The organism is bacterium (assembly GCA_026416715.1).
GTDB lineage: Bacteria > UBP4 > UBA4092 > JAOAEQ01 > JAOAEQ01 > JAOAEQ01.
Genome location: JAOAEQ010000023.1, coordinates 1 through 13,353, shown reverse-complemented (window position 1 = coordinate 13,353; position 13,353 = coordinate 1). Strand labels below are relative to the sequence as shown.

Here is a 13,353-nt window from a genome sequence, read left to right as displayed (position 1 = left end):
CATTATTTATTGAATACGAATGAAATTTCGTTCGCATTAAAGACCGGTCCATCTTTACAAACCAATTTATATTTTTCCGGACCAACCACCGGAACTACACAACCCTGACATGCGCCAAGTCCACACGCCATATTTTCTTCTAATGATATCTGACATTGGAATTTACGCTCGTGAGCGAGTTCCGCGAGTCGCTTGAGCATCGGCATTGGACCACAGCCGAAAACTGTTGCGGATTGCACATAAGCAATTTCCGAGTTAAACAAATCCAGAACCGTGCCTTTAAACCCGAACGAACCATCATCGGTAGCAACGTTAATTTCGCAACCGAGTTCCATAAAATTTTCTTTATACCATAATTCCGATTGAGTTTTTGCGCCGAGAAAAATTAACGGTTTCAAATTGATATTTACCAGCTGCTCAGCAAGCGCGAATAACGGCGCGACGCCCATTCCCCCAGCGAGAAGAACAGGGTAGGTAACGGTTTTATCAAACTGAAATCCTTTCCCTAACGGACCGAGAATGTCGCAGGTATCTCCGATATTTTTCTCTGCAAGTAGTGCGGTTCCTTTACCCAGAATCCGGAAGAGAATATCAAGGGTTCCTTGCTTTTTATCGAGACGAAAGAAAGTTAACGGGCGACGTAATAACGGGTCATAACTTTCACCGCATCGGATGAGGGCAAATTGTCCGGGTTGCGCTTCTGTAGCAATGTCCGGCGCAATGAGACGGAATAGAGCACCAGCTGAACCGTAGAGTTTCTTATCAATAATCTGAGCTTTTATCGAAATCATTTAGTGTACCTGAGAATTATTTAGCTATATATAATGATAAAGAATCGATAGAAAATTTTACACTTTATTGAATAAAAATAGCAAATAGATTTATGGTAAATAGAATGATATAATAACTATATATTATGAGAATGTTTATAATATTTTCTATATTATTATATTTTATTTTAACGATATCCGGATTCGCACATTTAATCGAAGGGTTTGTTTTTCAAGATGAAAATGGAAATGGCGTTCGAGATATTGGCGAAGTAGGGTTAGCGAATATCGGCGTTTCAAATGGATTAGAAATCGTGATAACCGATGCGAATGGGAAATATAGATTAACGATTGATACTGCAGCGCAGTTCGTGTTTATCACTGTTCCGAGCGGATACATAAGCTCGAGTTCATTTTACTATGTATTTGCGGAAGACAACTTACGAACCGAATATAATTTCGGATTACAAAAGATGGTTGGTAAACCATCGGATTATTTCATTCAGGTAACGGATATTCATATCGATACTACGCTTGCGACTGGAGCAGATTTTAAATCGGTAATCCACGAGCTGAATCAACTCAATCCACCGCCAGCATTCATCATTGCGACCGGCGATTTGGTAAGTAGAGGCAGTTATACCACGCAATATGAATTGTATATAGATGGTGTTAAACAAAGTAGAGCGAAATGGTACCATGTTTTCGGGAACCATGATGCAAATGACGGCGATAATCGGGTATTTAATTATCATCATTATCTCGGTCCGGATTATTATTCATTCGATTATAACGGATATCATTGTATTGTACTGAATAGCGTTTTAACGACGTTTCGGCAGCAGCGTTGGTTCGATAAGGATGTCAAAATATTGGGGACGAATAAACCGATACTCGTTTTTCAGCATTATCCGCCACAACCAGACTTACGGCATAATCCGATAGCGAAATATCCGGAAGTGACCGCGTTATTCACCGGTCATTGGCATTCGGACAAAATCTGGTTCGAAAACAATCAACTCTATATCAGCACTCCGCCATTACGGTTCGGTGGAATTGATGCCAGCCCGGCAGGATACCGAATTATAAAAATCCAAAATCAAAAATCTAAAATCCTAAACAAAAAGGATAGACCATGGTTGACCACTGAATATCGATTCATTGGCCAGCGACGTTCGATCGTTTCTCCGGTGTTAATAGAAGATATTGGTGCTGTTTCCCAGCCGACCACTGATTGGCTAACATTCAAAAAGGATAATGTAAGGATAGGCACAAGTGAAAATGTTTTAACAACACCGCCACTAGCGCTTTGCTGGAAAACCGAGTTAAAGAACAGTCAAGTTATGCTTTCTTCTCCTGTGATTAAAGATAAAATGTTATATCTCGCCGTGAAGAATAAATCCGGAACCGGAGGCAGAATTATCGCAATTAATGCAATTTCGGGAAAGCAAATCCGTTCCGCGCCAACACGATTACCAGTTAACCATACTCCGGCGATATCAAACGATATGCTCTATGCAACGGATATGGGCGGACGAATATATGCATTCTCGCTACCGAACCTTCAGCTGCAATGGAGCTACGATTTAGATGACGGGTTTTCGCACTGGATATATTCTGCACCGGTTGTCGCTGGTAATAGGCTATATACTGGAAACGCTGGTAAATTCGTATGTTTAGATGCGATTGCCGGTAGTTTGATTTGGGAAAAGAAATATGGTTCGGATTGGGTTTCCTCCTGGACAACGCCATCAGTAGCGAATGATACGCTTTATTTCGGTGCGATTTGGAATGAAAAGAATTGTTGTGCAATAGACGCACAAACCGGTGAAATAATCTGGAGTTATAAATGTAGCGGATTACATACCGCACCGGTTGTATATAACGGCAAAATATATATTGCGGATATTGACGGAAACCTAACCGCAATAGATAGTAATTCTGGGCAAAAGCGCTGGTCGTTTGCAATGGATAAATCGTGGTCGTTAACTACACCGAGCATAGCGTATGGTTTAGTTGTTTCAGCGTCAGGCAAAGGAACAGTTTATGCGTTAGATGCTGAAACCGGTCAATTACATTGGCAATTTCGTACAAACGATTCGCTCCTCCGAATGAGTCCATATCAGCCGAATTATGCGACTATTTTTTCGTCTCCGGTCATTTCCGGGAAAACAGTATATATTGGAGCGAGTGACGGAAATTTCTATGCACTAGATATCAATTCTGGTAATCTGGTCTGGAAACAGGATTTTGATATTCCGATTCTATCTACGCCAGCGATTTCTGGAAATACACTCTATCTCGCATCAATGGATGGCGTACTGTATGCCTTTTGTAGTAGACAGTAACTTGAAGTGTAGCGTATAATATTACCTTAAAATTTCAAAATGTTTTATGAATGTCAACAAGAGAACGGAAAAACTAAAGAACCAATAAACGGCTATACTCAACATTATGGTTTTTTCGTTTTTCTGTTCTTAAGTTAGCTTTGAGATTTGACATTAAGTCGGAGGTTGTATCATGGGTCGAGATAATCGAAACGAAATGAGAAAAAAACATCGAAAGAAAAAACGCGCTTTGAAGATGAAACTAAAATTGATTCGAGAGAAACTTGGGATTAACCTTTATCCACATCAATGGGAACAAGTTCCTTTACCGCAACGGGAACATTTACTTCGTCAGGTTTTTCCAGAGAGATATACAAAACCGCAATCTATCTCAACGCATGCTACGATACCATCAGCACCGTCCGCTAGTCAAGCAAAAGAATAAATAACGTATCGGGGTAACAGCGGCGTGAACTCCCATACTCCGATACTCCGCATAATTAACACACAGCAACCTTACCGAGTAGGTAGTTCATTACAGAATAGCCGATATTTACATCCTAAGCATTTCCGCGGGTTATAATGGAGTGTATCCGGAAGGATCCCGCACGAAACAATATTCCGAGCGGATTCCGCAGTTGCTTCAGCCACAGCTAGTTCTGCTTGTCCGATATATACTGATTCCAGCTCCTGCCGGCTCGGATAATAAATAAACCCTTTCTCACATACGGTTCCGTAAGTATCATTGATTAACCAAGCATACGCATATACCGGCAGAAAATAGGATAATGATTTACATTCTTTAGCATTTTTAATATATATTGGATATTGTTTACTTCCATCTTTAACAAGCACATCGATTTTACCGTGAATAATTTTGTTGCGGAGTTCTACTCCAACATAGCGCTCAATATGCTGAATCCCGTTCTGTATCAAAAGGTCAGTTAAAATCGGGTCGTATTGGTCTTTATATAATAACGCTGTTTCATGAGATAGCGGGTCTTTTCTTTGGTCGGATAAATTCGGACGAAGATATGACCAATATAGTATTCTAGGGCATTCAACGAAATCAACTAAATCTTTAATTGTTAATAATAATTCCGAACCTGTTAATGTTATCATAAACCCGCCTCCCTTCTTTTCGAATACATTTTTGTAATCAAACTATCTGATGGATAACTTTTTAGTTATATTATGCACATGTGTGTAATTTTATAACTCAAATCATTTCAAATATTTATTAAGTTTATTCCAAAGTCACTTTTCACCATAATTAATAATGAGCAAATCGTATGCCTAAATATAGGATGGGGTAAAAATAAATCAGTTAAATGGTAAATGATACATAAGTATCTTTTTTCACTTTTACCATTTTGTCCACTTTCCAAGTGGAATTTAGTAACTTTCATTCTTGTTAGTTGCTATTGCAGATCGTCTTTTTTTCTGATACTATTAAAAATATAAGTTTCGTATACTTAATTTTACGATAGCGGAGGTGAATAGAAAAATGAAAACGATTAAAGCGGGAATTATCGGCACGGGATTTATCGGTCCAGCACATATTGAAGCTTTACGTCGGCTCGGATATGTCGAGGTTATAGCGCTGGCGGAAGAATCGCAAGCTCGAGCTGAAGAGAAAGCGCGTCAGTTGCATATTCCATTGGCATATGGTGATTATCGCGATATGCTGCGTAATCCAGAAATTCAGGCTATCCATAACTGTACCCCGAATTATTTGCATTTTCAGATAACCCTAGATGCGATTCATGCCGGGAAACATATTATTTCCGAAAAACCTTTATCTATGAACGAATCTGAATCCGCAAAATTAGTCGCTGCGGTAAATAAAACCAAACTGGTTAATGCGATTGATTTTAATTATCGGGGATATCCGCTGGTTCAGCAAGCGAAACAGTTAATTGCGCTAGGTGAACTTGGGAAAATCTATCTGGTTCACGGATCGTATCTGCAGGATTGGTTACTGTATCCGACCGACTACAACTGGCGGTTAGAATCCAATCTAAGTGGAAACTTGCGTGCTATAGCGGATATCGGGTCGCATTGGTGTGATTTAATCCAATATGTTAGTGGACTTAAAATCGTTGAAGTATTTGCTGACCTGAAAACAGTTATTCCCACGAGGATTCGTCCAAAAGGTATTATAGAAACATTCAAGGGTTCCGACAGAAATATTTCCACACGCAAACTAACGCAAACAATGCAGGTTGATACCGAAGATTACGGCGCGGTATTATTGCGGTTTGATGGCGGACAACATGGAGTGTTTCTCGTTAGTCAGGTTAGTGCTGGGCGGAAAAACCGGCTTTGGTTTGAAATCGACGGAAGTAAATCGTCACTCGCTTGGGACCAAGAGAATCCAAATGAATTATGGTTAGGTCATCGGGATAAACCAAATGAAATACTACCTAAAGACCCGAGCTTATTAGAGAAAAAAGCGAAACCGTTAGCGCATTATCCTGGAGGACATCCGGAAGGGTATCCTGACGGATTGAAGAATGTGCTTGAAAACGTATATCAGGATATACGAAATGGTACACGCAATGGCGAATATCCGAAATTTATTGATGGACATCGCGCTATGCTCCTCAATGCTGCAATTTTAAAAAGCTATCAAACCAAAAAATGGGTAAAGGTACGTAATGTCAAATATTAAAGTTAAAGGAAGGAAGGTATTTATGAAACTAGGATTTCTGACGGTATGTTTAGGGAAAATGGAGTTACCGAAGTTGGTACAATGGTCGAGTGAAAATGGGTTTCAAGCATTAGAGGTTGCTGCCTGGCCAGTTGATAGCGACCGAGATTATGCGGGTAGTACACTGAATGTTACCACGCTAACTGCGGCTAAAGCGAAAGAAATCAAGAAACTTTTTTCCGACCATAATATGGAGATATCTTCGTTAGCTTATTACGATAACAACCTGCATCCGGATCCGAAAAAAAGGAAAGCAATCCATCAGCATTTATATAAGGTTATCAATGCTGCGGAATTGCTGGAGGTTGAACTGGTTGGTACGTTTATCGGCCGCGATCCGAACCTAACGATTGAAGATAACTTTAAAGAGTTCAAAAAGATTTTTAAAGAGCACTTAGTATACGCAAAGAAGCATAATGTTAAATTGATGATTGAAAATTGTCCGATGGAAGGATGGCAGAAACCGGAATTGGTTGGGAATATCGCCTTTTCTCCCGATAACTGGAAGAAGATGTTTGAACTACGACCGGAAGAAAATTTCGGGTTGAACCTTGATCCATCACATCTTTACTGGTTAGGGGTAGATTATATCGAAGCGACAAAAGAATTTGCCTCCCGTATATTCCATACTCATGCAAAAGATACCGAGATTCTCTCTAAAAAACTTAGTACTGGTTCGATTTATAGTCGTGGTTGGTGGCGATATCGGATGCCAGGATTAGGAGAAATCAATTGGGGCAAATGGATATCCGTTTTAAGCGAATCGGGGTATGACGGGGTTATTTCGATAGAACACGAAGACCCGGTCTGGGAACATTCGGAAGAAAAAGTTAAAAAAGGATTGTTTATTGCGAAACGGCATTTAACCCAATTTTTGGTATAAAATATGCTTCTTTTAAAGACTGAGAATGCGGTTGAACACTTTTTATCCAAAATTGAAAGGAGGGCGTTCTATGCAATGGTTAAAAATACTTGCTATACTTATGCTTGTTCTTCTTGCGGTATTAACTATGGCATCATGTAGAGGAACGGTGGTGTATCATGAAGGACCGCCAGGACCACCTCCGGGTCCACGTTGGGTTCCTGGGCACTGGAGTTGGAACGGGAGCGATTGGATTTGGATTCCTGGTCACTGGAGACCGTAGCAAAAGGAAAACCTTAGATGCAAACACTCACAAGCCAAAACAAAATCCAACGGAAGAACGAAAGAGCAAAAGAACGGAGAAACAAACCAAGCCGCTAGCTTATATAATATTTCAGTTTCTCCGTTTTTTCGTTTTTAACTTGGTTTATGTCAGTTAGTGATAATGAGATAACCATTCTCGTCGTTGATGATGAACCGAAACAAGCGGAAATATTTCGACAAGCGCTTGAAAAAGATGGATATACGGTTTATTCAGCACATAGTGGCGAATCAGCGATTCGGATTATGAAACAGGAACTGATTGATATCGTTATCACCGATTTGCGGATGCCACATATCGATGGATTAGAGTTATTCCGCTGGATTAAACGGAATAATCCGGAAACCGCAGTTCTATTCGTAACCGCATATGCTACGGTTGAAACGGCAGTAGACGCGCTTAAATCCGGCGCAAAAGATTATCTTATCAAACCGGTTAAACTTGATGAATTGCGATTGAAAGTTAAAAACCTTATTTCGCAGATCCAGTTGCAGTGGGAAAATATTCGATTAAAACAAGAGGTCGGTAAAAAATATTCACTTGAAAATATTATTGGAACCAGTAAACCAATGCAAGAAGTGTTTGCAAAAATCCGAAAAGTTGCACCGACTTCAACCACAGTTCTCCTTCGCGGGGAAAGTGGGACAGGAAAAGAATTGGTTGCGCAGGCGATCCATGCTCTTTCTCCCCGGAGCCAAGGACCGTTTGTTAAAGCGACCTGTGCGGCGTTGCCAGAAGGATTATTGGAATCAGAGTTATTCGGTCATGTGAAAGGCGCGTTTACTGGTGCGATTCGTGACCGCGAAGGACGGTTCGAATTAGCTAATACCGGGACGATTTTTCTCGATGAAATTGGTGATATTCCGTTATCTACCCAGGTGAAACTGCTCCGCGTTCTCCAAGAGCGGCAATTTGAACGCGTTGGAGATACACAAACGATTACCGTTGATGTTCGAGTTATCGCTGCCACGAATAAAAATCTTGAAGAAGCGCTGCGGAAAAAAGAGTTTCGCGAAGATTTATATTATCGGCTGAATGTGGTAAGTATTTATCTCCCGCCATTGCGGGAACGCAAAGAAGATATTCCGGCATTAATCGACCATTTTTTAACCCGGTTTAGTTCAGCTAGTGAATCCGCTACTAAAAAGAAACCGAAACTGCATCCGACAACCTTATCTTTGATTATGCAATACCATTGGCCGGGCAATATTCGTGAACTCGAAAATGCTATTGAACATGCGCTGGTTATGGGCAATGGCGAGGTTATCCTTCCGGAAGATTTACCTATCCCAATTCAGAGTAGTCAGGAACAACTGGCAACCAAAGCGGATGCGGTTCTTGAAGAAGGGATAACTTTAGAAGAAATGGAACGTCGACTGATTCAAAGTGCACTCCTGAAGACCCAGCATAATCAGAGTAAAGCGGCTAAATTACTTGGAATAACCCGACGTACTCTCGGCTACCGGATGAAAAAATATAAAATCGAATAATGTATTTTCAAATGCATAATTAGCATTGCAAAATTTAAATTTAAAAAGGTTGAATTTGAATTGAATCTTTTAGATTAGGTTCTTTTAAATCGTTTTTCCAGTTCTTCTTTCGAAAGACGTATAGCTGTTGGTCGTCCATGCGGGCAGGTGTAAGGTGAAGTGGTATTCTGTAAATCGTATATGAGTTTCTTCCATTCCGGCATCTGCTGGATATCACCGGATTTAACTGCAGCACGACAAACGAGGAACGTTACCATCCGCTCCTGTATTTCCTCAGTCGGCAATTTCTTCCCAATAGTTGTTAAATTATCAATAATGTCGAGAATGAGTTGACGATAGTCAGTATCAACCACTATTTCCGGTACGGCACGAAGCGTATAAGTGTTCCCACCAAGATGGTCGAGTTCAAATCCATACTTCTGCAATTCATCTTTATATTCGGCGAGAACCGTTGCTTCTTTTGCCGGAAGTTCAATGGTTTGCGGGAATAACAGCAGTTGGGTGATTGATTCTTGGTTCTTAATTTTCGGCATTAGCCGGTCGTAAAGAATCCGTTCATGCGCCGCATGCTGGTCGATAATCAGTAAATCTTCACCCGACCGGCAGAGGATGTAAGTTTCATCTAGTTGCGCTAACGGTTCCATTTGCGGAAACTCTGAAGGTTTAGTCTCAGATTGCAGAATGCGGAGGGTAGATTGTGATACCGGTGAAGCATGAATATTCAGCTCTCTAGGTTTTTCTTGCGGCGAAGGAACTGTATCCTGGCTAGTGGATATAACCGATTCTGGAATGGTCGGTGTAATCGCAAACTGGGTTTGAATTTTCGGTTCCGGTTCTTTCGGTTTGGATTTTGGTATGTGGAGTGTATGTGGAATTTGGGGTTTGGAACTTGGCATTTCTTTTTCTATTGGTTCTTTAATATCTGGAATCAACATTACTTGATGTAACGCAAATCGGATAGTTTCAAGTATCGTTTCATAAATTTCTTTCTCGTGAACGAATCGGACTTCGCGTTTCGTCGGATGTACATTCACATCTACCAATTTCGGGTCGATTGATATAAAAAGGACGCCAACCGGATATCGCTGTACCGGTAGTAATGTATGATATCCATCGAACACCGCACGGGTTATTGTCCGATTGGAAACAAACCTGCGGTTAACATAACTCATAAACCCAGACCAGTTATTCCGGGACAAACTTGGTTTAGCAATATAGCCGGACACCACACAAGCTGACACCATATTCGGGCTGGGAAGCGGAATTAATTCCGATTCAGTTTCTTTCCCGAAGATAGCAATGATTCGACCCAGAATTTCAGATACAGGTGGCAGATTATAGATTTCTTTTCCGTCAATTAAGAGTTTAAAGTATATTTGCGGGTATCCGAGAGCGAGATGACTGACTGTGGCGATGATTTGTGCGGTTTCGGTAGTATCAGATTTTAGAAATTTTAATCGTGCGGGTGTATTATAAAATAGGTTCTGGACTTTAACCGTGGTGCCGACTGGCGCACCAATTTCAGTTATCTCTTTTTTCATTCCACCTTCAATAATAATTTTCGTTCCGCTAATACTCTCTTCCGACCGGGTGACCAACTCAAACTTTGAAACAGACGCAATGCTCGGGAGCGCTTCTCCGCGAAAACCAAGCGTTTTAATCGCCGTTAAATCGGATACTGATTCGAGTTTACTGGTGGCGAACCGTTCGACTGCAAGTTCCGCATCGGCGCGAGTCATTCCAGAACCATTATCTGCAACGCGGATATATTTTTTCCCAGCCCCTTTAATTTCAATAGTTATCTGGCTTGCATTCGCATCAATCGCATTTTCTACCAGCTCTTTCACCACCGATGCCGGGCGCTCAACCACCTCTCCAGCTGCGATTTGGTTTGCCACATGTTCTGGCAGTATTTTAATTCTATTCATAGAATAAATTAACTGAAAAACTAAGCATCCGAAAAACGGAGAAACAGTGAGATAGTAATTACACTATCATTAATTTGCTTTTTCGTCCATTAAAAGTATATATTATTTTTAGCAGAGTTGACAAATTGAAATAGATTACGCTATTTTAATAGAAAAAGGTAATATTAGTAACGGATTAATCTGTCTTATAATCCCATGCAATCGCTATAATTTTTATATACTATGTTTAATCTGACAAAGCAGGAGCAGTTAGTAATCTTATTCCTACTCGGAGTCATCTTAGTTGGATTTGGCGTAAAACAATATTTAAATAGTCGCGAGACGGTAACCGTTACCCCTGCTCTTGCAAATATTCAATCCACACTAGCTGGTTCAGCACCGAACGCTTATTCCGGGCAAACGGTTATCGTCCATATAACCGGTGCGGTAAATAACCCGGGAATATATCATCTTCCATTCGGCAGCCGACTCTATGATGCAATAACCACTGCAGGCGATACCACGAAACAAGCGGATATCAATCAACTAAATTTAGCGGAATTCATTCAAGATGGTGAAAAAATCGTTGTTCCGTTCATAGGACAAGCAGGAGAAAGTAAATCAGATTTAACGCAAACGCAACAGTGGCAGGTTTATGCTCCACCTGCTGGTGGAGCGCTAGCATTGCCTTCTTCAAAATCCCGTCAATCTGGGAAGATAAATGTTAATACCGCTTCACAATCGGAATTAGAAACTCTGCCTGGCATAGGACCAAAACTTGCGCAACGAATTATTCAATATCGGCAAGAGCATGGAGCGTTTCAGCGGGTAGAAGATTTGATTTTAGTTAGCGGTATCGGACCGAAAAAGATGGAACAGATTAAAGATTCAATTACCGTTAGATAACAACCCTACCACAAAGAATGCAGCGAAATCCTCCGCTCAGCGCACAACATTAACATTGATACATCATGTAAAGTCATTGCTTAAGATACTTTTCAAGCAACTGCAAGTCTTCCGCAAGCATGGTTGGATTATCTTTGGTATAGATACCAATACATACCGCATCTTGCGGGCGTAAATGCTGGGCAACGAACTTAAACGCTTCTTCCGGATTATTTCTGCCTGCCGCCAGAACTTTATAATGAATCACCGGTTTTGATAATTGCTGGATTAACTTAACCATTTTCTCACGGTCAGTATCAGCAAACCATTCCGGCATACCGGAAATATGCTCTTTATGCTGGTCGCGATGTGCTGAGTTATAATAAGAACACATATAGAAATCAACGTCGAGATTCTCTTCCGCCCACTCGAATACCGCCGGATTATGCCCGGCAATACCTGCGGGCATTCCTGCATCGCGGATTTTCTGAATTGCGACCGGCACATCATCAAGCTGGTTGTTCGCAAACCGATAATCCATTTCTCCGCCGTGGATAAAACATGCGTTCGCTTTTCCAGCGATAGCATTCTGAATGCCCCGGTCAATAGTCCCAACTTCTGGACAGGTCTGCGCAATCCATTGAATCGTTCCACCTTCATTCCAGTATTCGAGGAGAACCCGCATAACGTGGTGGTCAGCGCGGCCAAGATGAGTATTAATGCCGAGCGATTCCGCTTGCCGGAAGACTTCTTTAATCCGCGCAGTGGTATAATATGATTTCATTTCCCAATCTTTTTCCGGGGTCTGATGCGAAAATCCACTGAACGGATTCCCGCCAAGAATTAATTTACTGACCGAAAGATGCCCGAGTTTGATTTTCGAGATAGGCATAATTACGAAATAAACTGCAGAAACTCAGCGTACTCCCGAGAGATGGTAAAGACAATGCTTAACTGTAGAATTATCTAAATTAAACTTGTGAACAAATATATGTCGCTTGAAATCCAGTGTTGTATTGAGCGGAATCAATTTTAAATCCGCTTTTCGATAAGATACCTTCCATAATCCAATCGTAGGTGCTATATTCCTCTTTAATATGGATAATTGCTTCTTTCGCCATCTGCGCTCCAGCTTGCTGTTCAAAAGCGGTAATCAACCGGGCAATTTCATCAGGTAAATTAGCCAATTTCGAAGAAAATACAATATCGAATAGAAATAATTTTCCGTTCGGTTTAATCATCCGGTTCGCCCGCTGTAATCCGATTTGTTTCCAGAAATCCGGAAGATGATGTACTACCGCAACACAAACCATCGCATCGACCGGTTCTCCTTGATGTTCATAGGTAAGTAGCCCGCCATGATGAAATGTTATATTGGAAACCCCCGATTCTTTCGCCTTCTGCTGACAATACTCTAGCATTGGCTTGGAGATATCTACCGCAAAAATTTTTTTGCATTGTTTCGCCGCATGAAGTGTAAACGCACCGGTACCCGAACCCATATCGATGACCGTACTTTCTGCATTCAGCCCTAGCGCTTGAACTATTATTTCCGTTGATTGAACATAATCCCGAAACTTTTGATGCATGGTATCATAATTCCGGACTTCTTCAACGGAAGTAAAATCTACGCCCGGCGGTAAGAATTCATCATATTGCCATTTCGGGATTGGCATACATAATAAACTACAGAAATCAGAGTATTTGCATCTAAGATATCTCTGTGTTATTTCTGTGTCTCGGTGTCTCAGTGGTTTGATGGTATCGCTGCTTGACCAAGAAATCCTCAATACCGTGGAAGATAGCGGTAGCGAGTTTCTTTTGCATTTCCGGCGTTGCGAGCGCTGCTTCTTCTTCCGGATTCGACATAAAGAGCCCTTCAATCAGCGCGGTTATCGCCTGATGCGTTCGAACCGCTGCAGCATCAAAATAAACGAATCCAAATCCGGGATAGCCAAGTTCATCCAATAAACGGCGATATATCGCATGACCGAGTGCCATCGCTTGTGGCTGATGATAATATGCGCTAGTCCCGCGAATAGTTTCCGGATCAGCGTTTCCGCCAACCGCATTATTA

13 protein-coding genes are annotated in these 13,353 nt (G+C 41.2%); 7 read left to right on the top strand and 6 right to left on the bottom strand.

Going from position 1 to position 13,353, the window contains the following annotated elements; translation table 11 throughout:
- Positions 1-2: 2 nt before the first annotated feature.
- Positions 3-791: a dihydroorotate dehydrogenase electron transfer subunit gene (locus N3A72_09940; protein MCX7919903.1), complete on the bottom strand. Its 789-nt coding sequence runs from the start codon at positions 789-791 to the stop codon at positions 3-5.
- A 125-nt stretch (positions 792-916) separates the two neighbouring features.
- Here N3A72_09940 and N3A72_09935 point away from each other — a divergent pair, with 125 nt between their 5' ends.
- Together N3A72_09935 and N3A72_09930 are read left to right on the top strand one after the other, a co-directional pair.
- A complete protein-coding gene (locus N3A72_09935) occupies positions 917-3,118 on the top strand; it encodes a PQQ-binding-like beta-propeller repeat protein (protein MCX7919902.1) in 2,202 nt (733 codons plus the stop codon).
- A gap of 172 nt (positions 3,119-3,290) precedes the next feature.
- Positions 3,291-3,542 (top strand): hypothetical protein, encoded by a 252-nt coding sequence (locus N3A72_09930; protein ID MCX7919901.1) that lies wholly within the window; start codon positions 3,291-3,293, stop codon positions 3,540-3,542.
- Positions 3,543-3,613: 71 nt separating this feature from the next.
- On the opposite strand, the gene cas4 is transcribed toward N3A72_09930, so the two are convergent.
- A complete protein-coding gene (cas4, locus tag N3A72_09925; protein ID MCX7919900.1) occupies positions 3,614-4,219 on the bottom strand; it encodes a CRISPR-associated protein Cas4 in 606 nt (201 codons plus the stop codon).
- A gap of 385 nt (positions 4,220-4,604) precedes the next feature.
- Here cas4 and N3A72_09920 point away from each other — a divergent pair, with 385 nt between their 5' ends.
- The 4 genes from N3A72_09920 (at position 4,605) to N3A72_09905 (ending at position 8,484) form a co-directional block, all read left to right on the top strand.
- Entirely contained in the window at positions 4,605-5,771 is a 1,167-nt protein-coding gene (locus tag N3A72_09920) for a Gfo/Idh/MocA family oxidoreductase (GenBank protein ID MCX7919899.1), read from the top strand.
- Positions 5,772-5,793: 22 nt separating this feature from the next.
- The gene (locus N3A72_09915; protein ID MCX7919898.1) at positions 5,794-6,693 is read left to right on the top strand and encodes a sugar phosphate isomerase/epimerase; all 900 of its coding nucleotides are present in this window, start codon (positions 5,794-5,796) and stop codon (positions 6,691-6,693) included.
- A 70-nt stretch (positions 6,694-6,763) separates the two neighbouring features.
- Positions 6,764-6,955 carry a hypothetical protein gene (locus N3A72_09910; protein ID MCX7919897.1) on the top strand — a complete coding sequence of 64 codons (192 nt, stop codon included), beginning with the start codon at positions 6,764-6,766 and terminating at the stop codon, positions 6,953-6,955.
- 146 nt (positions 6,956-7,101) lie between these two features.
- Positions 7,102-8,484, top strand: coding sequence for a sigma-54 dependent transcriptional regulator (locus N3A72_09905; GenBank protein MCX7919896.1), 1,383 nt, complete (start codon positions 7,102-7,104; stop codon positions 8,482-8,484).
- Positions 8,485-8,558: 74 nt separating this feature from the next.
- Here N3A72_09905 and mutL read toward each other — a convergent pair whose 3' ends face one another.
- On the bottom strand, positions 8,559-10,412 hold the full coding sequence (gene mutL / locus N3A72_09900) for a DNA mismatch repair endonuclease MutL (GenBank protein MCX7919895.1): 1,854 nt from the start codon (positions 10,410-10,412) through the stop codon (positions 8,559-8,561).
- 222 nt (positions 10,413-10,634) lie between these two features.
- Here mutL and N3A72_09895 point away from each other — a divergent pair, with 222 nt between their 5' ends.
- Positions 10,635-11,297, top strand: a complete 663-nt coding sequence (locus N3A72_09895) for a helix-hairpin-helix domain-containing protein (GenBank protein MCX7919894.1) — start codon at positions 10,635-10,637, stop codon at positions 11,295-11,297.
- 73 nt (positions 11,298-11,370) lie between these two features.
- Here N3A72_09895 and N3A72_09890 read toward each other — a convergent pair whose 3' ends face one another.
- The 3 genes from N3A72_09890 to N3A72_09880 form a co-directional block, all read right to left on the bottom strand.
- Complete coding sequence (locus N3A72_09890) at positions 11,371-12,168, bottom strand: hypothetical protein (GenBank protein ID MCX7919893.1); 798 nt, start codon at positions 12,166-12,168, stop codon at positions 11,371-11,373.
- A 79-nt stretch (positions 12,169-12,247) separates the two neighbouring features.
- Entirely contained in the window at positions 12,248-12,952 is a 705-nt protein-coding gene (locus N3A72_09885) for a class I SAM-dependent methyltransferase (GenBank protein MCX7919892.1), read from the bottom strand.
- 34 nt (positions 12,953-12,986) lie between these two features.
- Positions 12,987-13,353, bottom strand: a 367-nt coding sequence (locus N3A72_09880; GenBank protein ID MCX7919891.1) for an N-acetylmuramoyl-L-alanine amidase, incomplete at its 5' end; no start/stop codon positions are given.

Coding starts and splice junctions, on each gene's coding strand:
- N3A72_09940 (MCX7919903.1), bottom strand. CDS start 791: ATGATTTCGATAAAAGCTCAGATTATTGATAAGAAACTCTACGGTTCA.
- N3A72_09935 (MCX7919902.1), top strand. CDS start 917: ATGAGAATGTTTATAATATTTTCTATATTATTATATTTTATTTTAACG.
- N3A72_09930 (MCX7919901.1), top strand. CDS start 3,291: ATGGGTCGAGATAATCGAAACGAAATGAGAAAAAAACATCGAAAGAAA.
- cas4 (MCX7919900.1), bottom strand. CDS start 4,219: ATGATAACATTAACAGGTTCGGAATTATTATTAACAATTAAAGATTTA.
- N3A72_09920 (MCX7919899.1), top strand. CDS start 4,605: ATGAAAACGATTAAAGCGGGAATTATCGGCACGGGATTTATCGGTCCA.
- N3A72_09915 (MCX7919898.1), top strand. CDS start 5,794: ATGAAACTAGGATTTCTGACGGTATGTTTAGGGAAAATGGAGTTACCG.
- N3A72_09910 (MCX7919897.1), top strand. CDS start 6,764: ATGCAATGGTTAAAAATACTTGCTATACTTATGCTTGTTCTTCTTGCG.
- N3A72_09905 (MCX7919896.1), top strand. CDS start 7,102: ATGTCAGTTAGTGATAATGAGATAACCATTCTCGTCGTTGATGATGAA.
- mutL (MCX7919895.1), bottom strand. CDS start 10,412: ATGAATAGAATTAAAATACTGCCAGAACATGTGGCAAACCAAATCGCA.
- N3A72_09895 (MCX7919894.1), top strand. CDS start 10,635: ATGTTTAATCTGACAAAGCAGGAGCAGTTAGTAATCTTATTCCTACTC.
- N3A72_09890 (MCX7919893.1), bottom strand. CDS start 12,168: ATGCCTATCTCGAAAATCAAACTCGGGCATCTTTCGGTCAGTAAATTA.
- N3A72_09885 (MCX7919892.1), bottom strand. CDS start 12,952: ATGCCAATCCCGAAATGGCAATATGATGAATTCTTACCGCCGGGCGTA.